The organism is Croceimicrobium hydrocarbonivorans (genome assembly GCF_014524565.1).
In the GTDB taxonomy this organism is placed as follows: Bacteria; Bacteroidota; Bacteroidia; order Flavobacteriales; family Schleiferiaceae; genus Croceimicrobium; species Croceimicrobium hydrocarbonivorans.
The window spans coordinates 3,485,224-3,510,579 of record NZ_CP060139.1; the positions used below are offsets into that span (position 1 = coordinate 3,485,224).

The 25,356-nt window shown below is 43.3% G+C and carries 21 protein-coding genes; 7 read left to right on the plus strand and 14 right to left on the minus strand.

Features of this window, described 5'->3' with window-relative positions:
* Positions 1-16 precede the first annotated feature (16 nt).
* Both hisS and hutH read left to right on the plus strand, forming a co-directional pair.
* A complete protein-coding gene (hisS, locus tag H4K34_RS15625) occupies positions 17-1,405 on the plus strand; it encodes a histidine--tRNA ligase (RefSeq protein ID WP_210758321.1) in 1,389 nt (462 codons plus the stop codon).
* A complete protein-coding gene (hutH, locus tag H4K34_RS15630; protein WP_210758322.1) occupies positions 1,392-2,909 on the plus strand; it encodes a histidine ammonia-lyase in 1,518 nt (505 codons plus the stop codon). The genes hisS and hutH overlap by 14 nt, the downstream gene beginning before the upstream one ends.
* Here hutH and H4K34_RS15635 read toward each other — a convergent pair.
* From H4K34_RS15635 to tsaD, 6 genes are all read right to left on the minus strand, one after another.
* The gene (locus tag H4K34_RS15635; protein ID WP_210758323.1) at positions 2,906-6,124 is read right to left on the minus strand and encodes a DUF7948 domain-containing protein; all 3,219 of its coding nucleotides are present in this window, start codon (positions 6,122-6,124) and stop codon (positions 2,906-2,908) included. The genes hutH and H4K34_RS15635 overlap by 4 nt on opposite strands.
* Positions 6,125-6,179: 55 nt before the next feature.
* Positions 6,180-7,388 carry a class I SAM-dependent methyltransferase gene (locus tag H4K34_RS15640; RefSeq protein ID WP_210758324.1) on the minus strand — a complete coding sequence of 403 codons (1,209 nt, stop codon included), beginning with the start codon at positions 7,386-7,388 and terminating at the stop codon, positions 6,180-6,182.
* Positions 7,369-8,496 (minus strand): AI-2E family transporter, encoded by a 1,128-nt coding sequence (locus tag H4K34_RS15645; RefSeq protein WP_210758325.1) that lies wholly within the window; start codon positions 8,494-8,496, stop codon positions 7,369-7,371. Before H4K34_RS15645 ends, H4K34_RS15640 begins: the two co-directional genes overlap by 20 nt.
* Entirely contained in the window at positions 8,493-9,107 is a 615-nt protein-coding gene (locus H4K34_RS15650; RefSeq protein WP_246452138.1) for a DUF4159 domain-containing protein, read from the minus strand. Before H4K34_RS15650 ends, H4K34_RS15645 begins: the two co-directional genes overlap by 4 nt.
* Before the next feature lie 62 nt (positions 9,108-9,169).
* Complete coding sequence (locus tag H4K34_RS15655; RefSeq protein ID WP_210758327.1) at positions 9,170-9,871, minus strand: RsmE family RNA methyltransferase; 702 nt, start codon at positions 9,869-9,871, stop codon at positions 9,170-9,172.
* A complete protein-coding gene (gene tsaD, locus H4K34_RS15660) occupies positions 9,868-10,887 on the minus strand; it encodes a tRNA (adenosine(37)-N6)-threonylcarbamoyltransferase complex transferase subunit TsaD (RefSeq protein ID WP_210758328.1) in 1,020 nt (339 codons plus the stop codon). The genes H4K34_RS15655 and tsaD overlap by 4 nt, the downstream gene beginning before the upstream one ends.
* 53 nt (positions 10,888-10,940) lie before the next feature.
* Between tsaD and H4K34_RS15665 the strand changes: the two genes are divergently transcribed.
* Entirely contained in the window at positions 10,941-15,323 is a 4,383-nt protein-coding gene (locus H4K34_RS15665; protein ID WP_246452231.1) for a translocation/assembly module TamB domain-containing protein, read from the plus strand.
* Here H4K34_RS15665 and H4K34_RS15670 read toward each other — a convergent pair.
* The 8 genes from H4K34_RS15670 to H4K34_RS15705 all read right to left on the minus strand — a co-directional run bounded on the left by H4K34_RS15670 (position 15,320) and on the right by H4K34_RS15705 (position 22,266).
* Entirely contained in the window at positions 15,320-16,285 is a 966-nt protein-coding gene (locus H4K34_RS15670; RefSeq protein ID WP_210758330.1) for a ribonuclease Z, read from the minus strand. The two genes, H4K34_RS15665 and H4K34_RS15670, sit on opposite strands and share 4 nt — an antisense overlap.
* Positions 16,286-17,227 (minus strand): aspartate carbamoyltransferase catalytic subunit, encoded by a 942-nt coding sequence (locus H4K34_RS15675; RefSeq protein ID WP_210758331.1) that lies wholly within the window; start codon positions 17,225-17,227, stop codon positions 16,286-16,288.
* The gene (gene pyrR, locus H4K34_RS15680; RefSeq protein WP_210758332.1) at positions 17,220-17,768 is read right to left on the minus strand and encodes a bifunctional pyr operon transcriptional regulator/uracil phosphoribosyltransferase PyrR; all 549 of its coding nucleotides are present in this window, start codon (positions 17,766-17,768) and stop codon (positions 17,220-17,222) included. Before pyrR ends, H4K34_RS15675 begins: the two co-directional genes overlap by 8 nt.
* A 38-nt stretch (positions 17,769-17,806) precedes the next feature.
* Positions 17,807-19,153, minus strand: coding sequence for a UDP-N-acetylmuramate--L-alanine ligase (locus H4K34_RS15685; RefSeq protein WP_210758333.1), 1,347 nt, complete (start codon positions 19,151-19,153; stop codon positions 17,807-17,809).
* Positions 19,154-19,191: 38 nt separating this feature from the next.
* Positions 19,192-19,980 carry an MbnP family protein gene (locus H4K34_RS15690; RefSeq protein WP_210758334.1) on the minus strand — a complete coding sequence of 263 codons (789 nt, stop codon included), beginning with the start codon at positions 19,978-19,980 and terminating at the stop codon, positions 19,192-19,194.
* A gap of 2 nt (positions 19,981-19,982) precedes the next feature.
* The gene (locus tag H4K34_RS15695) at positions 19,983-20,729 is read right to left on the minus strand and encodes a hypothetical protein (RefSeq protein WP_210758335.1); all 747 of its coding nucleotides are present in this window, start codon (positions 20,727-20,729) and stop codon (positions 19,983-19,985) included.
* A gap of 80 nt (positions 20,730-20,809) precedes the next feature.
* The gene (locus H4K34_RS15700) at positions 20,810-21,586 is read right to left on the minus strand and encodes a lysophospholipid acyltransferase family protein (protein ID WP_210758336.1); all 777 of its coding nucleotides are present in this window, start codon (positions 21,584-21,586) and stop codon (positions 20,810-20,812) included.
* Between the two features lie 35 nt (positions 21,587-21,621).
* Positions 21,622-22,266 carry an NUDIX hydrolase gene (locus H4K34_RS15705; RefSeq protein WP_210758337.1) on the minus strand — a complete coding sequence of 215 codons (645 nt, stop codon included), beginning with the start codon at positions 22,264-22,266 and terminating at the stop codon, positions 21,622-21,624.
* An 87-nt stretch (positions 22,267-22,353) separates the two neighbouring features.
* Here H4K34_RS15705 and H4K34_RS15710 point away from each other — a divergent pair, with 87 nt between their 5' ends.
* From H4K34_RS15710 to H4K34_RS15725, 4 genes are all read left to right on the plus strand, one after another.
* Positions 22,354-23,295, plus strand: coding sequence for a LysR family transcriptional regulator (locus H4K34_RS15710; RefSeq protein WP_210758338.1), 942 nt, complete (start codon positions 22,354-22,356; stop codon positions 23,293-23,295).
* A gap of 31 nt (positions 23,296-23,326) precedes the next feature.
* On the plus strand, positions 23,327-23,920 hold the full coding sequence (locus H4K34_RS15715; RefSeq protein WP_210758339.1) for an LON peptidase substrate-binding domain-containing protein: 594 nt from the start codon (positions 23,327-23,329) through the stop codon (positions 23,918-23,920).
* Positions 23,892-24,686: a peptidylprolyl isomerase gene (locus H4K34_RS15720; RefSeq protein WP_246452139.1), complete on the plus strand. Its 795-nt coding sequence runs from the start codon at positions 23,892-23,894 to the stop codon at positions 24,684-24,686. Before H4K34_RS15715 ends, H4K34_RS15720 begins: the two co-directional genes overlap by 29 nt.
* Positions 24,687-24,913: 227 nt before the next feature.
* Positions 24,914-25,288, plus strand: coding sequence for a hypothetical protein (locus tag H4K34_RS15725; protein ID WP_210758340.1), 375 nt, complete (start codon positions 24,914-24,916; stop codon positions 25,286-25,288).
* The last annotated feature ends 68 nt before the right edge of the window (positions 25,289-25,356 follow it).

A 25,356-nucleotide genomic window follows, 5' to 3' on the forward strand; every position in this document is an offset into this window, starting at 1 on the left:
GCGGCAAATTTTAGTTATGGCCTCTAAAGCATCCAACCCTCGTGGTACCCGTGATCTTCTTCCAGAAGTGATGGTTCAGCGAGAGTATATCCTGGAAATTTTAAAGACTACCTTTCGGAAATACGGCTTTTTGCCTATCGAAACTCCTGCCCTGGAAAAGTTGGAAACCCTTACCGGTAAATATGGTGAGGAAGGAGATCGATTAATTTTCAAAGTTCTTCCAAGGGGAGATAAATTCGAGAAAGCCTTCCGTGAGGGTGATGCTCAGGAAGCACGTGAAAAATTGAATCATAATTTAGAAGAGGCCTTACGTTATGATTTAACGGTTCCCTTTGCTCGATTTGTGGTGCAAAATCACAATGCCTTGCACTTCCCATTTAAACGTTATCAAATTCAGCCAGTTTGGCGCGCTGACCGTCCATCAAAAGGACGATACCGCGAATTTTATCAATGCGATGCCGATGTAGTTGGCTCTTCCTCGCTGTGGCAAGAAGTTGATTTTATCGGAATCTATAAGCAGGTCTTTTCAGATTTGGGATTGCCCATTCGGGTTAAGATGAACCACCGTAAGGTATTACAGGGCTTAACCGAAAAGTTTGGCGTTGAAAATGACTTCCAGGCTTTTACCGTGGCTTTGGATAAGTTGGATAAGGTAGGTTTGGCAGGCGTTCAAAAAGAAATGAGCGAACGTGGCTTAGCCCAAGGGGCCTTGGATGCCTTGGCTTTCGTGGCTGGATTAAGCGGTAGCAATACCGAAGTATTGAGTCAATTGGAAGCTGAAATATCTGAAACCACCTCTGGCAAGGCAGGTTTAGAGGAAATCAGATTTGTGATTGATGCTTGTTCTGAGCTGGGGCAGGAAGATGTTTTGGATTTAGACTTTACTCTGGCTCGAGGCCTGGATTATTATACCGGTGCAATTTTCGAAGTGAAAGCGGTGGACCTTGAATTAGGCTCAATTGGCGGCGGTGGCCGTTATGATGACCTTACCGGAATCTTCGGATTAAAAGATTTACCAGGAATCGGGATTTCCTTTGGATTGGATCGCATTCAATTAGCGCTGGAAGAAAAAGGCCTTTTTCCGGCTATGACCCATTCCGGAACCGATATGTTGATGGTGAACTTTGGTGATAAAGAAGCTCTCTTTGCCAATAAATTAGCTGCGCAGCTGCGGGAGCTAGGCCTGAAAACGGAGCTCTATCCGGATGCGGTGAAAATGAAAAAGCAGTTGGACTATGCCAATAAAAAAGGCATCCGCTATGTACTATTGATAGGTTCTCAAGAAATGGAAGAAGGCTTATTTACTCTTAAGGATATGCAAGAGGGAAGCCAGCGAAAACTTGGAGCCATCGAACTATTAGAAGCTTTTAATACCTCTCAAAATAACAAACATGCCAAGCACTAATTCAACTTTCAAAATCAGCGCGGCGCATTTAAGCCTCTCCGAACTTCATCGTTTATTTCATGCTTCACATGATGTAGAATTAAGTGAGGAAGCACGACAAAAGGTAGAATATTGTAGAAATTACCTGGACCAGAAAATTGAAAGGGAAGAGAATCCGGTTTATGGCATTAATACCGGTTTTGGCTCACTTTGTAATGTGGCCATTGAGGGTAAAGATTTAAAAAGACTGCAACTGAACCTGGTTCGCTCTCATGCCTGTGGAAGTGGTGAGAGGATTGCACCCTCTTATGTGAAATTAATGCTCCTCCTAAAGGCTCGTGGCTTGTCTTATGGCCTTAGTGGTGTGAGCCCTTCTACCATTGAGCAATTGCTGTTTTTTTACAATAATGAAATCATTCCCGAAGTATTCGAACAAGGTTCATTGGGTGCTTCAGGCGATTTAGCTCCCTTAGCTCATTTAAGTCTGGCCTTAATGGGGGAGGGAAGAGTACATTATCAAGGTGAATACCGCGACTCCTCAGAAGTTTTAGCTCGATTTGAAAGACCGGCAGTCGACCTGCGCTCCAAAGAAGGAATCGCCCTTTTAAATGGTACTCAGTTCATGCTGTCTTTAGGTATTATGGCGAGCTTCGAATTACGCAAGCTGGCCTATTTGGCCGATCGTATTGCAGCCTTGTCATTAGAGGCATTCGACGGTCGCCCAGAACCTTTTGATGATTTAATCCATGCCGCCCGTCCTCATAAAGGACAAAGAGATACCGCTGCTCAAATTCGTGCTGTATTAGAAGGCAGTGAGATGATTAGTCGGAAAAAGGTTCATGTGCAGGATCCTTATTCTTTCCGCTGCATCCCACAGGTACATGGAGCTAGTAAGGATGCCTTAGCCTATGCCGAACAGGTATTTGAAACGGAATTGAATTCTGTTACCGATAATCCTACCATTTTCCCTGATGAGGATAAAATCATCAGTGGTGGTAATTTCCACGGCCAAACATTAGCCTTGGCCCTTGATCATTTGGCTTTAGCTACGGCGGAATGGGCTAATATCTCCGAGCGTAGAACCTACTTATTGATTTCCGGACAAAGAGATTTACCAGCATTTTTAGTGGCCAAACCCGGTTTGAATAGTGGTTTAATGATTGCTCAATACACAGCAGCCTCCGTGGTGAGTCAGAACAAGCAATTATGTACTCCAGCCTCTGCTGATAGCATTGTATCTTCTAATGGTCAAGAAGATCATGTAAGCATGGGAGCCAATGCGGCTACTAAACTGCAAAAGGTGGTAGACAATTTGAAAACTGTATTAGCGATAGAGTTGATGACGGCTTCTCAAGCTTTCTATTTCCGCCAAGAAAAAACCTCTGAGGAGCTGAGTGCATTGCTAAGTGCCTTCCGAGAGAAAGTACCCTTTATTGATGAGGATCGGATTTTACATCACGATATTCAAGCAGCCAGAAGTTTTATTGAAGAATTTAAGGTAGAGTCTGAGCAGATTTACGCTTAGCGAATTAAACTTACGAAGCCAGTAACCTTCTGATCCTCTTCTAGGAGGATATAGGTATAGACCCCGGAAGGTGCTTGCTGGCCATTGAAATTGCCATCCCAGAATTTCTGGTAAGGTTCATCAGTTTCGTATACTAATGAGCCCCAGCGATTGAAAATGCGGAGGTTTGCACCGGTTTCACAAGGATCACCATAAATCTCAAACTGATCATTTAAGCCATCTCCATTAGGAGTAAAGGCATTGGGTGCAAATACTTCATTGCGTACTTCACGAACATCCAAAGTGAATACTTCCGTGAAGGTTTTAGAGCAAAGGGTATCCACTACAGTGAGGAAAATTTCCTTGGAACCTGGGGTCTGATATCGAATACCGGGCGCACGACCTTCATAGTATTGACCTTCAGTTTCCCATTGATAGAGTAAATTACCACGATCATTATCTAAGGCAATATCTACTTCACCATTACTACAGCTGCTGATACTGGCCTGAACAACCGGAGCTACAGAGCTATCAACAAAACTGATGGTTCGGTAAGTGGTATCACTACGCATACAAATGGTATCGTAACCAATTAGCTCAATTTCATAGGTGCCAAAACTGGGGAAGATATGATGAGGATTAGGCTCATTTGAACTGGAGCCGTCGCCAAAATTCCATTGATAAGCGTCTGCGATGATGCTAAGGTTCTGGAATTTAGCTTCTAGATTTTGATCGCAGCCAGTGTAAGTTGTTAAGAAATCCGTAATGGGTTTACGCGCGGTACCATGCTCAATATTGATAATGGCGGTGTCCGTAATTTGGCAAACCGTATCGTAAGCAATAAGCTGGATGGTATAATTCCCTAATTCTTGATAAGTAACCGAAGGGTTCACAGCAGTTGAAGAATCCCCATTGCCAAAAATCCATTTGTAATTGGTGGCATTGCTCGAATTATTCAAAAGGTTTACAATCAAACCGTCGCAAAGACTATCAACCGCAGTGGAGTAACTAATCTGCGCTTCGGCAGCAAGGATTTGATTAAAGCTGAATTTAAATACGGCCAAATTACAGCCTGGAGAACCAGAATTTTGAGAGTATGCTCCAGGAGTAGTAGGGAAGCTTTTGTTATTACAATTAGAGCATACGGCCTGATAAATGGTACCATCTTTACTAAACCGGCTGGTACCGCCATCCACGTGCTCATTATCTCTACCGCCCAAATAACTACCGTAAAGTAGGTTGCTGGCATTATGATCAAAAATCATAAAATAGAAATCACTGCCATCGGTATTATTCTGGAAGGCATCTGCAGTTACAGGCAGGCCGTAGGTATCTCCATTTTGCTGAGCTGGGAAACCTACCGAATTGGAAACGCCATTCCAACCGGAGAAATAAATATTCAAGCATTCATCCACCATAAAGGCACTGGGAACCAAGTCTTGTTTGCTTTGCCCGCTACCAATCATGGTTTGCCATTTAAGATTGCTCAAGGAAGAGTCTAGTTTGGCCATAAACTGACGGGAACCAGCACTGGAATATACATTAGCACTAATAGGGAAGAATCCTTTGGTTTGACCAACGATATAAACATCCCCATTATAATCTATATCCAATAAAAAGGCTTGATCGTCAAGAGGAGTTCCAAAGAAGGTACTGGCAACCATATTACCGGTACCCGATTGGAATTTAGCCACAAAGCCTTCGTCCTCGCCAATATAATTGCTTTTATAGGCATTAGGAGTCGTTGGGAAATCAGATCCGGTGGTGGATCCACAGATGTAGATTACTTCATTAAATGTTTTAACGGAATAACCCGCATCAGCATTTACCCCCCCAACATAACGCCCCCATTGTAAGGTTCGTAAATCCGCGGAGAAAACCCCTAACAGGGCATCTTGCGAATTTTGACTGCGATCTTGAGCATTGGCACCAGTTAAAGGAACATCCATACTAAAGGTGCTACTTAAAACTACAATGCTTCCATCATTGGTCAGGACTACTTCACCACGATAGTGGTCGCCATAGTTCTTGTAAATATCTCTATTAAAGCCATCGTTTCCGGAACCTCCCCAGAAGGTGGAGCCTAATAAACTACTTCCGTCTTTACTGATTTTGGTGATGAAAATGTCGGTTCCGCGATTGTAATCATTAAAGGCAAAAGAACTTTGGAAAGTCCCTCCACCAAAGGTGCCCTGAAAAGTATTCGGAGTTACCGGGAAATCTGTGGAGCCAGTGTTCCCCAACACGATCAGATTTCCTTGATCATCGCTAATTAGAGAATGTACAATTTCAATATCGCGTCCTCCTAAATAAGTGGCGTAAAGCAATTGTCGGCCATCGGCAGAAAATTTACTGATAGTAACATCTACATTGAAAATACTGTCGCCTGCAAAGCTTGCCTGGAATACGCCATTGGTCGTAGGATAATTAGCTCCAAAATTTACACCGGCACCGTACATGGTACCATTGTCACCATAAGTGGCACTGTTTCCAAAATTGAGATCACCTGAGCCAGAAAAAGTGGCAAACTCTAGAACCGGATCAATAACCAATGGATAGCCTTTCTTATAGCCTTTAAGCTTAAAGCCAACCGTATCATTGCGGAGCTCATAGCTTACCTGAACATCTACTCTTTCACCATTAATAATTTGATAACTGTAAGGAATGCGTTCGATTACTTCTCCAAAAGCAGTGCTTAAATGCAGGGCACCTTCTCGAATGCTAATGGCTTCCAAACCCTTATAAACGATTTTTAAATCTTTAGGATTTGCCTCGGCATCCAATTCCAAATCGTATTTCAGAAATTGAGCTTGCTCGTAAAAATTAAGGTCGATACCTGGCAGGATGTCTTCCAATTGGTTTTCGGGATAGGAACCCAAGTTTTTCTGCCATTTAGAAGGATCGTTGCCCAGGATATAATTCCGAGGATAGGCTGATTCACCGCTGGGTTGCCATTGATTATTCTTTTTAGCGCCTATATATTCCGCTTCAAAGGCTAGAGCACGTTTAGGATGATGATTTCCAGTTTGGTGATGATGATCATGATGAGGGTCGCCTTCGTATAGCAGGAATTTGTAGCCCGAGGATTTGAAGAAAACCGCTCCTTGCTTGAGTTCCAGCTTGGCGCTGAAGTCTCCGGACCATTGTCCCCGGTTCTCCACAAAATGGGCTTGCGCCTGGAGATTTTGGGCATAACTTATCCCAACAAAAACTAAAATTGATAACAGTACCCTCACAGTGGGTTTAAAAATAGAGAAATTTTTGTTTTTGAATAGCTTGAGAGGCAGTCAATTATCCACCGTTCCCTTCGAATGATGGAACGTAGAGGGAAGCTTCGATAAAAACCGGCTTGCCAGAATGCTTGGTGGCGATTAAGAAATCTTTAGCTCCTTTCGCTTTCAGCTTGAGTTTGCGACTGATGAACTCCGGGGAATCTGGGAAATTTCGACTGATAACTTGTAAGGCTTTGGAGCGAAGGCTTTTAGCATAAGCCTTGTGAATATCTTTCAAAAGAAATATTCTTCCAGGGAATTTTTCGCTGAGTTCGGGGGAACTATAGAGATGAGAATTGGGGTCTAATTTTCCCAACTTAAGATCTTGAGCCACTTGATCTTGAATACCCGCTTTTAGAATACTGCTATTGGGTAAGTAGAGATACTGATGAATTTCACTCAAGTTAATTGGGGCGAAGTTTCCCCATTCCGAGTCATATTCCTGTTGGCCTTCTGCAAGTAAATTAAAGCTGCGGATTTTCACTGCTGCCTTGCCTTCTGAAGCTAAGAGAAATCCTACTTCCTTACATTCATTGCGCTCCGAAAGTACCCATACCTCCCGGGTTTCTGGCAGTATTTGTAAATACTCAGGAATACTAATCATCGGACTCATCTTTACATAAACCTGCTTGCTGTGCTTAAGTAGCTCCGATTTAATTTCCAGGATATTAGGTTGGTATTCTTCCGGTCTGTAGAGCGGCCGATGAGCAGAATCCCTGCGTGAAGGATCCAAATAAATAAGGTCAAACTGTTCCTTATTCTCTTTACTAAAGCTTTCTGCAGTTTCAGTATAAAAATGCAAGTCCTTTTGCACTAATAAGCGCCGAAGGTTTTCTGAACTCAATTCGCATAATTCTTCATTGGGTTCCACAAAATGGCCCTGCTCGAATTTTTGCATTAGATAGAGGAAGTCAATTCCAAAGCCTCCACTAAGATCCGCCAGAACCTTGGCAGCCGGAAATAAATCAGCCTTGAGCTTAGCGATGGCCTCACTGCTGCTTTGCTCCAAATTGCTTTTAGGCGGAAATAACCTTAGAAGATCATCATAAGCCTCAGGCAGCTTTTTTCGGATAGCCTGACGTGAGGCGATTTGCTCAATTAATAGGCGCTTATCCTCGTCCTTGGCAAATTTGAATAGAAGGCTGCTGGTATCGGCTTTTAGATTTTCATGAATGAATTTCCGATTCGCTTCTTTCTCAATTAAGCTTTTAAGCCGGGAGGTCTTCATCGTTAAGGTCATTCTGCGTAAGCCAACGAACAAACTTCACCTGCGGGAAGAACTCAGCCGCTAAGAGACGGATTACGCTGTAAACGGGCACCGCCACAATCATTCCTGAAATCCCAGCAATAGAGGCCGCAAATGAAATCACCAAAAAGATCTCCAGTGGATGGGCTCGTATCGAGGTAGAAAATACAATTGGTTGCGTGATGAAATTATCAATCAATTGCACCACCGCAAATATGCTCAGGATGATAACAAAAGCTGAACCCAGTTCTAAATTGGTATTGCTGATGGTTTGCGCCAGTCCTAGTAAAAGTCCAAAGGCTAATCCTATAATAGGACCTAAATAAGGGATCACATTAATGAGACCCGCAAAGAATCCAATTACAATGGTATTATGGAATCCCGCAATTTTCAGTCCTACCGAAACCAAGGTCGTAATGATGGTGATTTGCAAAAGCAGACCGGCAAAATAGCGGGTCAAATTATTGCGTAAACGCGGGGTTACTTTGTGGACGCGATCGTCGTATTTATCCGGAATCAGCGCAAGCACAATATTCCGAAAGAGGAATTTCTCTCTTAAAAAGAAGAAGGTGATAAATAAGATACTGAAGATAGCAAAAGCGGTATTCCCTAAGCTTCCGATTAAATTCGTGAAAGTGTCGCTCACCTTATCAAAGCTCAGCGCTTCAACCACTTTTGATCCAATGCGACTGCTCTCAATACTGTTAACCGAATTACTGGTATCCATACCCAAGGAGGACTGAATACTGATAATCTCGTTCTGAATTTCTTGATACAGCGATTCGTAATCCACATTGGCCAATACGCTAAGTTCATGCATTAAGGCCGGAATAAAAATGGAAAAGAGCACTCCCACCAAGGTCATCATAATAATCAGGGTAAGGGCGGCCGCCAAACTCCGGTTGATCTTCAGCTTGGGCCATCGTTGACCACTTAAGGCATCCACCAATGGTTTTCCAATAATGGAGATTACCGCCGAAACCAATACATAGGTGAGGGTATAGCGCACTTGCCATACCATGTATCCCGACCATACAATTAAGGCCAGATAAAATACACTGAGTAATACTTGGCGGGTAACCTTATTCATAAAAAGGATCCATTAAATGCATAGTGAATCAAGTTGGCACCCATTTGTAAAGCTTTAAGACGGACATCCTCAGGATCATGGTGTACTTCTGGATCTTCCCAGCCATCACTTAAATCACATTCGTAGGTGTAAACCAAGGCTAATCGACCATCGATAAATAAGCCCCAGGCTTCGGGTGCCTGACCATCGTGTTCGTGGATTTTAGGTAAACCCTCTTGGAAATTGAAAGGACCTTTAAAAATCGGATGATCGGCACTTAGTAGTTGTAATTTTCCTTCACCAAAAATGCGGTTTAGCTCAGGGCGGATGAACTCATCCATACCATAATTATCGTCAATATGTACAAAGCCTCCCGCCTCTAAATAACGTTTAAGATTATCGGCTTCCTGTTTGTCGAAAATGATATTTCCGTGCCCGGTGAGATGTAAAAAGGGATATTCGAAAATTTCGGAGGAGCCCATTTCAACCGTGGCATAATCGGGATTAAGGCTGCTGCCGATCTGGCTGTTGCAGAACTCACTAAGATTGCTCAGTGCGCTGGGATTTGCATACCAATCGCCTCCTCCGCGGTATTTTACCAGAGCCAGTTTTTCCGTTTGGCCCGAGACCATTTGGAAAGAAATTGCAAGAAGAAGAGTCAACAGATATTTCGGCATAAAGCAAAAGTAATTTTTTATTCGGGCCGCTGGGCCTCATATTGAGCGATGGCCGCTATTTGTACTGCCGCTGTTTCGGTGCGCAAGACCTCCGGACCCAGGTCTAAATGTTTAAAACCTTGTTTTTCGGCCCAGGCCACTTCTTTAGCACTAAAATCACCTTCCGGACCAATTAAAATCAATTGAGGCTCATGGAACTTAATCGCCCTTAGAGCAATGCGTTCCGAATTGTTTAAGGAAGCAATGTAACGCTGTTCCGGCAAGTTAAGCTCATCCAATTTCTTCAGCTCAGTTAATTCGCTAAGCTCCGGCATAAAGCCTTTGTGACTTTGCTTAAAAGCGGCTTCCATGATGCGCAAACCGCGATCTCTTTTGTAAACCTTTCGTTCGGAATGCTCGCAAAGCAGGGGAATGATTCTTTGAACGCCCAGTTCTACCGCCTTTTCAATAAACCACTCAAAACGATCATTGCTTTTGGTAGGGGCAATGCCAATTTGCAGCAACGGAGCCTTTTGTCTTCGTCTTTCATCTAAGACTTTGAATTGCAGGCTTTTCTTGGCGATATTCTCAATTTCAGCTTCATATACAATGCCATCGCCATAGCTAATGGAAATACGGTCCCCCGAGTTTAAGCGTAAAACCCGACTGGCATGATGACTGTCGCTTTCATTTAAAAATCCTTCACTGGCATTGCCTTCTCTCGCTAAAAAGTGATTCATGCTTCTAAAGGTTTTCGAGCTGCAGCCACCACACTGAGGTCTGCAAAGTTTTGCTTCTGATATTGATAATAGCCACTAATGGCAATCATGGCGCCATTGTCGGTAGTATATTCAAAGGAGGGAAGGAAGAGCTCCCAGTTTAAACTGGACTTTCGTTCTTCCAAAGCGTCTCTTAATCCTGAGTTGGCAGATACACCTCCCGCTATGGCGATACGATTAATCCCGTATTGCTGCGAGGCCAATTCGAGCTTATCCATTAATATACCCACAATACTATTTTGGATGCTAGCGCAAAGGTCATTTAGGTTTTCCTTGATAAAATCCGGATTCTCCTTCATTTGCTTTTGCAAGAAATAGAGAATGCTGGTCTTTAAACCACTAAAACTAAACTGTAATTCAGGCATGCGTGGTTTGGCAAATTCAAAGGCCCCGGGATTCCCCAATTTTGCCCTCCGATCAATTTCTGGTCCGGCCGGATAAGGCAAGCCCATTATTTTTCCTGCTTTGTCAAAAGCTTCTCCCGCGGCATCATCTATGGTACTGCCCAAAAGTTTCATGTCATAAGGTGAATTTACCTGAACAATTTGGGTATGTCCACCGCTTACAGTTAGGCATAAGAATGGAAATTCGGGATTAGCCTGACGTGGATCCTCAATGAGATGGGCCAAAATATGGGCCTGCATATGGTTTACCTCAATTAAAGGAATATCCAAAGCCAGGCTTAAGGATTTAGCAAAACTGGTACCTACAAGGAGTGAACCTAAGAGGCCTGGGCCAGAGGTAAAAGCCACTGCAGATAGCTCATTTAGAGTAATCCCCGCTTTTTTTAAAGCCGCATCTAAGGTTGGCACAATATTTTGTTGATGAGCACGCGAAGCTAATTCTGGAACAACACCACCATATTCCGCATGTATTTTTTGATTGGCAGTTACATTTGCAAGAATTTTGCGATTTTGGACAATGGCGATAGAAGTATCATCGCAGCTGCTTTCAATTCCCAGTATTGTAATATCCATAGTACAAAGTTACGATCAGAAGACTGCTTAAAATAATCGTACGCCTATTGCTGGTGATTGTTATCCTGCTTTTAATGCTGGCCGGAGTTTTCATGATTCCATCCGTGCAAGTTAGAGCGGCCCAAAAGGGGGCGTCTTGGTTTAATGAGAAGTTCTCCCAATCCCTTAGTATAGAGCGTTTTCAGTATCATTTTCCGAATGAAATTAGTTTGGAAAAAGTGCTGCTTCCAGACCATAAAGGTGATACTCTTTTTTATGTGGGTAGCCTCGAATTAAGTTTCAAAGCTTATGCTCAATTAAGCAGCAGCTTGTATCTCAATCATGTTGAATTGAGTGATGCCTATTGCTATTTAATCACTCAAGAAGGGGATACTGCCAGTAATTTAAATGTCTTTCTAAGTTCACTATCCAGCGATGCTCCCAAAGATCCCAATCGATCTTTTAACTTGAAAATCGCCGACATCGATTTGGAAAATGGACGTTTTTATTTGGCAAATCGCAATGAACCCGACCGAATTCAGTTTCATTGGCGCCATGCGAATACTAATCTTAATTCCTTCCTCCTCGCGGGTAAAGATGTGAGTGCCACCATCGAAAGCATTCAATTTGATGATGGAAAGGAGTTCTCCGTACAAAATGGAAAGGGACAGTTTTTATATGGGCCTAAAGGTTTGGTGGTTAATGATTTGGAATTAACTACTGGAAGAGGCCATTTAGCAGGGGAATTAACTTTTATTACTAGCTCAGCGACCAACTACTCGAGCTTTGTTGACTCTGTGCACATGCTAGGGGCTATTGAATATGCTGCGGTAGCGGCAGAAGATATTCGCTATTTCAGCGATGCCTATCCGCAATTTCCTACCGCATTGGTTAAAGGACGATTTGATGGTACCGTAAATGATTTGTACTTGGAGGACCTGGAAATTGAAGCTCTAAGCCATTTAGAGGCTAGAGGAGATTTGCATTTAAGCAAAACCACTTCTGGCGTCGATCTTCATTTGGAAACGCAAAAGCTATTCCTTCAGGGTAAAGCAGAAGAAGCCAAGCAGATTATCGGAATGTTTCAAGATAGCTTGCCGGAAATCATTGATCGTTTGGGCTTAATTCAATGGCAGGGAGCCTATAACGGCGGTGTTTATGATTTTGTTACCCAAAGTTCCTTTAAGTCGGATTTAGCCGATATGGAACTTGATATTCAGATCGGCAATTTGCGTAATCCCAAGGCATTGGTTTATAAAGGACGCGTGGATGCCAGCAAGATTAATATTGCGTCCCTTACCGGAAATTACGGCGACTTTAAAACTGCGGAACTGGATTTGGAGCTAGACGGAAAAGGCTTTGATCCGCTAACCATGCGCAGCAAGGTAAAAGGAGCCATTCATCATTTCTATTATAATGGTTATCGCTACGAAGGCATGGCGGTAAACGGTCAAATTGCTGAAAGTAATTTCAAAGGCCAGTTCCGAATTAAGGATCCAAACCTTAGTTTCTTATTTGATGGCATTGCCAGCTTTGGAACCGATTCTTCCGAATATGATTTTACCGCTCAGGTAGATTCCGCAAATCTCTACGCCCTTCATTTGGTGAAGGATAGCTTGGCTCAGTATAAAGGGGCGATGGATATTGATGTATTGATTCTCGATCAAGATCACTGGGCAGGAACAGTAGATTTATTTGACCTCAAATACCGCAATTCCAATCAGACTTATGATTTAATGGATGTGGCTATTGAGGCCAGTGGTTTGCAAGAGGAGAAACAGCTTCGGGTGCGATCCGATATATTGGAGGCCAATCTGGAAGGTCAGTACACCTATCTGGGGATGTCCCGCATTTTTAGCCATCATTTTAAGAAATACTTAGTTCCTGAACGCTATCGGGATACCCTCCAATCACCTGTAAACTTCACCTACGATCTCACCTTTAAAAACTCATCGGCTCTAAGCCAGGCCTTAATTCCCGAGCTATTAATTGAACCGGGAACCCATGTACAAGGAGAGTACCGCGATGGAGAGAATCTCTTGCGAATGAACCTCAATTCTGAAGGTATTCGATATGGAGCCAACCTCTTTCAAAACTTGGATTTACAGTGGTTATCTGGAGCGGCCGATTTATTGAACCTTACCTTGGAGCGCTATCAGTACGGGGAGGGAAGGCATATTGATAGTGTTCAATTCGTGAATGTTTTTGCAGGGGATAGTATGAACTACAGCCTGGATATGATCCTAAGGGATAGCATTGATAGCTATGGTAGTTTTGAAGGCCTTATTGCCATTTTAGATAGTAATGCCTATCGCATGCAATTTGATCGGGGCGATATGCTTTTCGGTAATCGCAGTTTTAAACTGGACACAGGTTCAGTGATGCGAGTGGATAGCTCGGGATTCTCTATCGATTGGTTAAAAATTAGTGGTCCTTCTTTGGCTCTGACTGCTGCAGGTTATATCAGTAAAGATCCTAATCAAATTCTACGTTTAAATGTGAAGGGCCTCGATCTGGATTTCCTGAATTATTTCCAGGAAGGACGAAAAGCCTATATCCAGGGAAATTTGGAAGGTAATATCATAGCCACTGAGCTATTGACCAATGCACGCTTTGAAGCTGATATCGAAGTAGATAGTCTGCGATTAAATCAGGTGCACATGGGGCGCTTAGACCTGCATAGTGATTACAGCTATGATGATAGCAAGATTAATATTGATGCCCTTTTAAAGCATGGTGAATTGGAAAAGTTCAATGCCAATGGATTTTATGATAGTCAAGGTATTGGTAATATTGATCTGATTTTCAAATTCAATCGCTTCTACCTTGCGGCCTTGGATCCCTTTGCGGCCCCTGTGGCGGAAAATTTACGTGGTCTAGCAACTGGAACTGTTACCATGAAAGGACCGGCTCGAAAGCCTGATATCAAAGGAGAGTTCTTACTTCCTAAAGCTGGCTTAACCATTTCTTTCCTTCAAACGGATTACACTTTGGAGGGGCAACCTAAATTGCTTTTGGATAATGAAAGTATTCGTTTCCCGAACCTCAAATTGATGGATGCCAATTATAATGTGGGCTACCTCAATGGTGAAGTACGCCACCGTGCTTTCAAAGACTTTTACATTGATTTAAATATTGATGCTCGGCAATTGCTAGTACTCAATACCGGTCCCGATCGTGAAGATGCTTACTATGGTACAGCTTTAGCCTCTGGGAATTTAAAAGTGCAGGGCCCTCCATCCAGAGTTAAGGTATATGCTGATGTTCGCAGTGAGCGTGGTACCCAATTTAATATCCCTATTGGCGGAGCTACGGAGGTGAAACAAAGTGGCTTTGTAAACTTTATTGCGCCTGAAGATTCGGAGGGGGGGGTAAAGATTTTAAATACCCAATTTGCATTGGATGAAGGGGTTTCCCTGGATTTTGATATGGATATTACGCCCAGTGCCCAGGTGAGCATCATATTAAATGAGAGTACGGGTAACCAATTAGATGGTAAGGGTAGTGGCCTCATTAAGATGAAGTTGGAGCCCAACCGAGATTTAGAGCTCTTCGGTACCTATACGGTAGATGAAGGAGAGTATAAATTCAATATTGATGGCTTGTTTGCCAAAAACTTTGAGGTGCAGCGTGGAGGTACCGTGGTTTGGAATGGTGACCCCTATGCAGCTCGTTTGGACCTTACTGCCATTTACCGCACTAAAGCCAATCCTGGAATCTTAACAGGGGAGAGCAATGGTATCAGTACAGCAGTTGATATTTACCTCTTTATAAAAGGGGAGCTAACCAATCCGGAAATCAATTTTGCAATCGAACTACCCCGAGCTACATCTTCTACCCAAGCGGTAATGGCGAATCGTTTAACCACTGATCAGGCAATTAATCAGCAGGTATTCAGTTTATTGGCCTTCAATAGCTTTACGCCGCCCAGTAATTTTGTGGATGGTACCCGAAATGCTATCAATCAGTGGGATTTAATTGCGGGTCAAGCCGCGGCCTTCTTAAACCGCTTTACCGGAGATTATGAATTAAGCTTATCCTATCAACCGGCCAGTCAAGGGCAAACAGCCACTACCGCTGGTAATAGTCAGGAGGAACTGGAAGTAGGTGTATCCAAGAATTTCTTCGAAGATCGTCTAATTGTAAACTCTTCGGTGGAAGTACCCCTAAATGAGAACAATAATAGCATTGCTGGCGACTTCGAATTAATATACAAGCTTACAGAAGATGGTAAGGTGAGAGCCAAGGCTTTTAACCGTTCGGTGGATAATAACCTTAACTTCAATATTGGCCAGCAACAGCTTTATCAGCAAGGATTAGGTCTCTCCTTTAAAATCGATTTCAATACATATAAGGAATTGTGGCAAAGGGCTTTACGCAGTGCTAAGCGAGAAGACAAACCTGAGGTTTTAGAGGAAGATCCCGAACTGATGGGGCCTCAGACTATTAAGCCTTAGGCACGATAGGAGTTCTCTCTTTCTATTTTCAATTCGCGGCTTTTGCGATCCAAGCTAAAATGAAGGCCTTCACCCGCGATTAAGGTTTTGGGAAATACAGACTGCGCTTCAGCCAATAGACCATGGAAGTCTTTATAGCGCACCGAAAAATGACCTATTAATAATTGTTCGGCTTTGCAGATTTCGGCAATTTCTGCCGCTTGGGCAGCAGTACTGTGATTGGTTTGTAAGGCTCGATCCTTCTCACTGCTCAGGAAAGTAGCCTCATGATACAACAGATCTACTCCTTTGAAATAGCGATGTAAATGCTTCACCGGTAAGGTGTCGGTGCAATAAGCATAGCTCATAGGAGCAGCGCTGGCTTCTGTAAGCTCTTCATTGGGGATACGATTTCCATTGGCATCAATCCAATCACTACCGGCTTTAATCCTGCGTATTTCGGCAACAGGAATATCATACTTCTCCAATTCTTCCTTGAGCATTTTTCGCGGTAACGGCTTTTCCTGAAAAAGAAAACCAAAGCAAGTAATGCCATGCCTGAGCGGAAAGGAGTGGACTTCGAGGTGTTTATTTTCGAAGATGCAGGTTTTGCGATCGGGATCCAAAGTATGAAAAAGCAAAGGGTAGATAATCTTCGATTCAGTGAGATCGAGTTGATGCCGAACTAGCTCCTCTAATTTCTTGGGCCCGTATATATGCAAGGCTGCATGCCGATCTAATAATTGCATGGTGGTAAGCAGTGGAATGAGGCCATAGAAGTGATCGCCATGCAAATGACTGATCAAAATATGCTTAATACGCCCAAAGCCTATGCGATGTTGACGGAGTTTAACCTGGGTTCCTTCGCCGCAATCAATCAGGAAAAACTCATTGCCGATGCCTAAGAACTGTGCCGTTGGGCTGCGATTACTTAGGGGAATGGCCGATGAGGCTCCCAATATGCTGAGGCTGAGGTGCTCCATTTAAGCGCTAAAACTGATTTTCTTCTTAGCGGCGAGTAAGTACAGTACAGCCATGCGAATAGCCACACCGTTTTCCACCTGATTTAAGATGATGCTTTGATCACTATCTGCCACTTCAGTGCTAATTTCTACACCACGGTTAATGGGGCCAGGGTGCATAATCACAATCTTATGCTGAAGATCGTCGAGCAGAGCTTTATCAATCCCGTAGCGTTGGGTGTATTCACGAATACTGGGGAAGTATTTTAAATCTTGGCGTTCGTGTTGTACCCGCAACATATTGGCTACATCACACCATTCCAAGCTTTTTCTAAGGTCGTGGCTTACTCGAACTCCCAAGGAATGAATATGCTTAGGAATAAGCGTGCTGGGGCCGCAAACTTCTACTTCGGCGCCCATTTTTTGGAGGCAGAGAATATTGGATAGGGCCACACGTGAGTGGAGAATATCACCTACAATGGCAATCTTCTTTCCTGCAAGGTCGCCCAGCCTCTCACGAATAGAGAAAGAATCGAGCAGAGCCTGGGTGGGATGCTCATGGGCACCATCTCCGGCATTCACAATAATACTATCTACATGCTGGCTTAGGAAGTAGGCCGCTCCGGGTTTAGGATGGCGCATAACTACCATATCCACCTTCATGCTGAGGATATTGTTTACCGTATCAATAAGAGTTTCGCCTTTAGAAACAGAGGAGGAGGCTGCGGAGAAGTTTACCACATCCGCCGAAAGGCGTTTTTCGGCCAATTCGAAAGAAAGGCGCGTGCGGGTGCTGTTTTCGAAAAAGAGGTTGGCTACCGTAATATCCCTTAAGGACGGTACTTTCTTAATCGGTCGGTTGATCACTTCTTTGAATTGAGCTGCGGTTTGGAAGATCAGCTCGATGTCTTCGCTTTGGAGGTACTTAATCCCCAAAAGGTGATTCACCGTTAATTCACTCATGTTCTCCAATTTCTAAATAAACGGCATCTTCACCTGCCTTAAGGTGTGCCCAGTCTACCGAAACACGGTCGCCGGCCAGGCTATCTACCTGCCGACCTACATAATCGGGTTGAATGGGCAATTCGCGGCTAAAACGCCGATCGATTAAAACCAATAATTCTATTTCAGCCGGACGACCAAAGGATTGGATGGCATCCATCGCAGAGCGAACACTACGTCCGGTGTACAATACATCATCGATAAATACCACTTTCTTTCCTTCTAGAAGCACATCGATTTTAGTCATGCTCGGTTGTAAGGGACTGTTCCGACGGCGAAAGTCATCGCGGAAGAAGGTGATATCCAGGGTTCCATGCGCCACTTTATCCACACCATTGGCTTCGAGGATTTCCACCAATTTGTGCATCACATGAATACCTCGGCTCTGTAAACCAATTAAAACGGTGTTTTCGAAATTACCATGATTTTCAATTAGCTGCTGGGCTAATCGATGGAGAGCAATATGAATGCTACGGGCGCTAAGGAGTTTCTTTTTCTTCATGCTCTTGATGCTTCAAAAGTACTAATTATGGCTCAAGCTTAGTCGAAAACTTTCGTCCAGTCGATACCATCAAAATTTCCGGAGCTCATTAAAACAATAATCTCGTGTTTCTCTTTTTGCTCCTGAATTAAGGTCTCAAGTTCAGCGCTATTCATTATCACCTTAACCTTTTCACTGGCAAAGGCTTTTTGCACGGCTTCAATGCTCAAGGCCGGCAATTTTTTATGGGCTAACACTTCAGGGTTAAAGTATACAATAGCGGTATCGGCCGGGTCCATGCTATTGGCATATTGCTGCATGAATTCCAAATTGAGGCTGCTAAAGGTGTGTAGTTCCAGAACAGCTAAAAAGCGACTGTCACCAAAGGTTTCGCGACAGGCCTGCACACTGGCTTTCACTTTAGATGGGGCATGAGCAAAATCGCGGAAAACCTTGAGATTGTCCGTTTCAATCAAGGGTTCCATTCGCTTGGAAGCACCTTCAAACTCAACAATTGCTTCGTAGAATTCTTCATCGGTGATTCCCATTTGACTGCAAACCCAGCGTGCTCCTTCTAAATTATTCATGTTATGGGCACCAAAGACTTGAAGCGGTAAATCACCTTCTATAGTCTCCAGAATAAATTGCTGGTCTTCCACTCTATAGGCCGGAGTTTGGTAGGGGAATTTTTTCAGCTCCTGGGTAGCGGATTCCACCAAATTTTTTACTTCCGAATCATCGGCATTGTAAATAATCTGACCCCCCGGCTCAATGTATTCGAAGAGTAACTCGAATTGATGTCGGTATTCTTCAAATTTTGGGAAGACATTATAATGATCCCAGGCAATGCCGGAAAGCAGAGCAATATTGGGACGGTAATGCACAAATTTAGGACGAGGATCTAAAGGGGAGGAGAGGTATTCATCGCCTTCAATCACCATAAATTCATTGTGATCAGTGAGGCGCACCATGGTGTGGAAACCTTCCAATTGAGCCCCCACCATATAATCGCAATCGCGACCATGAAAGTTGAGTACATGTAAAATCATGGAGGTGATGGTGGTTTTACCATGGCTACCGGTAATCACCACCCGGGTTTTATCCTTGCTGCTTTCGTAGAGATATTCAGGATAGGATAGCACTTTCAAGCCCAGATCCAGGGCCTTTAATAATTCGGGATTGTCCTTGCGGGCATGCATCCCTACCACTACCATATCTATATCACTATGAATGCGATTGGCATCCCAACCCATGGATTCAGGGAGAATACCGGTATCGGCTAATCTACTGCGAGAAGGCTCAAATATTTCATCGTCGCTACCACTCAGATCATGGCCTTGTTGATGCAGGGCCAGAGCAAGATTGTGCATGGCGCTTCCGCCGATGGCAATAAGGTGAATTTTCATGGCTGTGCTTTGTAGCAAAGCTAAGCCCTAGCTGGCAATTACGGAATTTCTATACGGGCAGTTTCCGCCAAGTTATCCATAAACTTTTTAGCAATATGGAAGTCACCGGGAACGGTGGCACTACCCATTTCGCTATGGGTTTGCGGTTCATTGCGAAGGTCAATTCCTTCACCGGCAGAAAAGAGCTCATCAAAAACAACCTGTAAATTGATGGCCTGAACATTACCGTCTTTCAATACCAGATTGATCGGATAAGTCACCACCTTATAAAGACTATCTAAACCAGGGTGATAGGCATTGAGTACATCACTGGTATCGCCATTTAATTGCCCGGTATAATCAGAGCGACCTTCCAAAATCGCAAAGCGATATTTCAGCATGGTCCAATACATCTGATTGTAAGAAGAAAGAGGATGATCTTGAGGGAAACTCTCCGGATCCTTATCATTTTGTTCGGGGTCTAAGCCAAATCCCAAACGAAGGGAGGTGTAGGTGCCAGGTTTAACTCGGGCTGAAAAAGCACCGGTATTGCTATTCCCCACATCAGCTAATAGGATGTCTTCCATTTCTGTTTCAGAGCTTGCTGAAACCAAGGTAATATGGCTTAAATAAAGCTTGAATTTTTTCAGGTTGAAGTCATATCCAGTGGACATGCGCAGGGTATCACCAATATGATATTTGGTAGATCCACCGTCACTCAAAACAATTTCCGTTTGGAAATTAACCGTGGCGGCAGGAGTGGTTTTTCCATCCTCATCGTCCTTGCAATTTGTAATAATAAAGGCAAGAACCAGCAGAGTGAGAATGGTCTTAATACTTGTTTTCATAATTAAAAGATTCCTATGCTCAGGCTATCGGCCATGGCTTTGGCGATAGTGAAGTCTTGGGTATTAGTGGGATCACTTTCCACTTCAGTTACCAGACTCATAGGAAGCTTGTCTAATAATGGCTTAAGATCGGCCAAAAGGAAGACCCGTACTTTTTGCAAATTGTCGATGCTGAAGCTACGGTTTTCACTACGGGCTGTGTCTGAGAGGAGGTAAGAGCCCAAGGTGTACTCAACCGGAATAAAAACAGAATCGGTTAGGGGTAGAGCTGGATCGAAAATGCGGCCTTTAATTTTGAAGTAGTTTACCCCAAAGCCATCGCGACGAACCCATCTGGGATCTACCGAAAGAATTTCCGGCAAATCATCTACCGCCGCGGCCGAATCGGAACCGGCAATAGTTTGAAAATAACCATAATATCCACCAGCAGGTAAATTTCCTTCTATCTGTTGGGGCTTATAGTTGCTCAGCATAAAATAATTGGCCGCAGTATCAATAGTTTCTTCCAGATTGAAATCGTAGAAACTGATATCGCCTAAAAACAATTCAACAGTATCCAGCATGAAATTGACACCTACAGAATTGGCATAGGCTGAATCAAAGTTGAAGGCACGCTCTCCATAATAAGGAACAAAGTTCCATTCGAGGTTGTCTCCAGGAGGAGCGGGATTGTCTTCAATTAAACTATCTTCTTTACAGGCGCTAAAGGCCAAAATTAGAATGCCGAAGAATAAATATTTGTGATTCATGCTCATACAAAGTTGTAAAGGAAAACTGGGTTTGTCTGTAATGCAAGTCGCCAAGTTAATTATAAAACGAATGAGAGCCTTTAAACGTTGGAAAGTTCTGAGTCTTCCTCTATCTTTTTCATAGTGTTAAACTCGTCACTCTGCTCAATACTGTCCATAATTTGCTCCAAAATGGCGGCCGAATCTTTTTCGTAATCGATATCTAATGGCTCTTTAAAGCGGATACTTAGATTAACGCCCTTCTTCTTCATAAAGAGACCTTTCTTGTCGAAAGCACGACGGAAACCATCTACCACCACCGGGATAACGATGGGTTTAGTTTCTTTAATAATATGAGCCGTTCCTTTTCTGCCTCCTACAAAGGGGGTGGTGGTTCCCTGAGGGAAGGTGATTACCCAACCATTTTCCATGGCGGTATAAATCTTTTTAATGTCGCGGGGATCTACACCACGATCAATGGTTTTTCCAGCTTCGCGCCAAGTACGTTTTATCGATACCGAACCAACATAGGCGAAAAGCTTGGGTAAGATACCGGCCGACATGGTTTCTAAGGCCGCTACGAAATAGATGTTGATCTTAGGATTTAATACGAAGAAGGGGAAGTTAATTCGATCATACACACCCCATTTGGCGCAGCAAAAAACTTGGTACATGCCGGTTACATCCGCAAAATAGGTTTGATGATTACTTACAAAAAGCACATTTTTTTTGCGAAGACCTTTTAAAACCTTGGTGCCACTTACCTGAGTTTTATTGGCCACATTAAATCGATAGTAGGCAATAAGTCCGAAAGCGAAGATTAATATTCGCTTGATGATCAAGGAGTTTCCGAAGGGATCCCTAAAGCGTATTTTCATGGGCCTGTTTGTGGTGCAGGCAAATATAAGTGATTCTACAGGCTTACTTTTTCTCGAAGGAATAGCTGTCGGATTTCGGATATCATCATGGCGGTAGCGCCCCAGATTAGCAAACCGTCCATCATAAAGGCTGGACTTTTGATTTTGAAGCCATTAGACATTTTAATCGGGCGTATGCTAATCGCATCTTCCGCTAAAAAGCGATCCAGAGCAATTCGATGGATGGCGGCTACTTCCTTTTCCTCCGGAATCATTTTTAAAGGACCATCGGCCCAAGCCAAAAAAGGATGAACCATGAAATTACTGGGGGGAATGTAAAGCGGACTTAATTCGCCCCAAATCGAATATTCATCGGGTGAAACCCCAATTTCTTCCAGGGTTTCCCTTTGAGCGGTAAACTGAAAATTGGGATCCTCAGCTTCCAAACTTCCACCAGGAAAGGAAACCTGACCACTATGGGTGCCGGGATACTCGGTCCTTGATGTCAGGATTAACTGTGCCTCATCGTCTACATTTTCGAAGAGAGCTAATACCCCCGCCTGGCGCACCTTGGAGAGGTCCAAGTTGAGATCGGCTAAGGAACCACGGCCCATGGGAGCTAATAGTTTTTGCGCTTCTTCTCCCGGAAGGGACTTGGACTGCGCCTGTTCCAAGACTTTTTTAAACTTGCTAAATTCCATCTTGTTAAGGATGTACAAATTTAAATAAGCGGTGCAACATTAAATAGGCGTTTATTATTAATTTTGAACTATTCTTAAGAATTAGTTATGACACTTACTCAACTCACTTACCTCATAGCCGTAGATAATCATCGGCACTTCGCGCGAGCGGCAGAAGCTTGCTTTGTAACGCAACCTACTCTTTCCATGCAAATTCAGAAGCTGGAAGAGGAACTAGGCGTTTTGCTTTTCGACCGTAGTAAGCATCCGGTGCGCCCTACTACCATTGGCGAAAAACTGATTGCTCAGGCGCGTACGATTTTGCATGAAGCGGAGCGAATGAATCAAATACTGCAGGAATCTAAAAATGTACTGGAAGGACCCTTTAAATTGGGAGTAATTCCAACCGTAACCCCTTCTTTGGTGCCTCGATTCTTGAGTAAATTCACCGCTAAATTCCCTAAGATTCAGCTGCATGTAATGGAGCTTACCACGGAAATGATCGTTGAAAAATTGCAGCGCGATGAATTGGATGCCGGAATTTTAGCCACTCCTTTAAAGGAACGCTCCATTATCGAAAAGCCTCTGTACTATGAGCCCTTTATGGCATATATTCCTAAAGAACATCGTTTGGGAAAAGAAGCTTTTGTAACCAATTCGGAATTGGATATTGATGACATCTTGCTTCTTAATGAGGGCCATTGCTTCCGTAATTCGGTGATTAACCTCTGTAATACCAATCCAACTTTTGGGGGTAAGAATATCGACCTCGAAAGTGGAAACTTTGATATTTTGGTGAAGCTCTCGAAAAAGGGCTATGGTATGACCCTAGTGCCTTATCTCTATGCAATTGATTTACCCAAGGAAGAACAACCTCAGGTGAAACCGATTGCTGATCCAAAGCCCACGCGTGAAATTAGCCTGGTTTATTCTCGGGCGGAACTGAAAATCAAGGTGATTGAGGAATTGGCTCGTATCATTAAAAGTTCGGTTCCGGAGAAATTGTTAGAATCCAGTGAAGCGGTATTAAGTCCGGTACAAACGGTTTAAACAAAATAGGACCATTGCTCGTTAAGCAATCATGGAAAAATTTCCCTTATTTCCTTTAAACCTCTTTATGCTGCCTGGGGATTATACCCAGCTCTACATTTTTGAAGAACGCTATAAGCAGTTAATCAACGAAAGTTGGGAGCAAGACAGCAGCTTTGGCTTGCCCTTTTCCAATAAATTAAATGCCCGCAATTACGGTACTGCCGTTAAGGTGCATGAAATTGTGAAAAGGCATGCCAATGGTGAAATGGAGATTGTGATTCGGGCCGTAGGTAATTTTAGATTAGACAAATTCCACTATCAAAAGGAAGGTAAACTCTATCCTTGTGGCGAAGTGGAGTTTTTTACCCCAGACGGAAAAGCCAAAGCTTCAGAAGGTTTGCTAGCCCGTTTTAAGGAGCATCTCTTACAGAGCAATAATCTCGATGCCGAACTTCTGGCCCTGGAGAGTCCCAGCATTTTTGAAATTGCCGGAGTCCTCAATCTTAGCGATATCCAGAAAATGGAGTTTGTAGGAATTCGAGGTCTGGCGAAAATGGAGGACTATCTATTCAATTACCTTCGCTATCTGGAACTTTTACAGGAACAGGAAGCCCATGTCTATCAAAACTTTTATCTCAATTAGTGTACTGAGCTTTTTAGCTCTTTCTTGTCAAAATTCGGATTCATCGCAAGCAGCGGATCTTCAATCGTCTAGCTCTGAAAAAGCAGAGTCGGTAAAAATGGAGAAGGCTAAGTCTGGGGCGTATCCAACCTGGGAGTCGGATAGCGCAGCCCAGGCCTATCTGGAGCTTTATGGAGCTGAGAACCCGGAACGAAAAATTCGGATTAAAACCGACTTTGGAGACATCGACATCGAGCTTTACAGCAATACTCCGGTGCATCGGGCTAATATGATTTACCTAATTAAGGAACATCAATATTTTAATGGCACTTGGTTTCATCGCGTAAGCAAGGATCATGTTATTCAAGCTGGGAATAATGATGAGTACAGCTTAAAAAAGCGCCGCGATAAAATTGGCAAATACGAATTGCCGGCAGAGGCCTTGGGAAGCAATTACCATTCGTATGGAGCGGTAGCCATGGCAAGGTCCTATTCCAATAATCCGGAAAAGAAATCTGATCCTTTTGAGTTTTACATCAATTTGGGAAAGACCTACAGTGAGGCCCAATTAAAATTGATGGAGGAAGAGTACGATATCTCTTTAAATGCAGAGCAAGTACAATTGTATTCAAGCGTAGGAGGCAGTCCCCATTTGGATCAAGAGCATACGGTAATTGGTCGGGTGCTAAAGGGAATGGATGTGGTAGAAGAGATCGCTAAAGTGGAGACTGATCAAGGCGAATGGCCATTAAAAAATATACCCATCCAAATTATTTTAAACAAATAGCTCCCAGTAAGTTGGCTCTGTCAAGTTTATTTATATATTCGTTTTCATAATAATGGCGAAACAATCTCATAGCAATAAAGACATGTACCGCACTTGGAATAATTTCCAAGCGGGGCGTCTTTATGGGATCTGATAGAGCTAATCTAATAGGAACTGAAAAGCCTCCGCGAGAGTAATCTAGCGGGGGCTTTTTCTTTTATATCTATTAACACCAAATTGGAAAAGCCATGAGTGCATTTATCAGTTTATTGGAAAAGCAGAAAAAGAGAGAATTACAACATCAATTCGATCTTCCTTCAAAAGCCAAAAACACCGAGTGGCTAACATTGCAGGAAGTAGAAGGGCAGGCTCAAAAGCTCTACGATCGAATTGTGGCTCTTTTACCTAATAACATCAGCTTGGTGCGTCAAGAGGTGCAATTGCAAACCTATAAGACTCCCAATCCAGCGGCCCGTATGCAAATACGTGCCAATATAAGTGCGAGTAATCACCGCAGCTATGTACTCAAAATCCACTGCCATGAGCTTAATCCAAAAGGTAATATGACTAAGGTAGCGCGGGCCGAATACCATTATAAGGAGACCCGCCGCTCTATGCCATAGGGGAATTCTGTGTCAATCCTTATATTCGTGGCTTACCGATGAAAACCCTAATCCGGTTTTAATAGCAC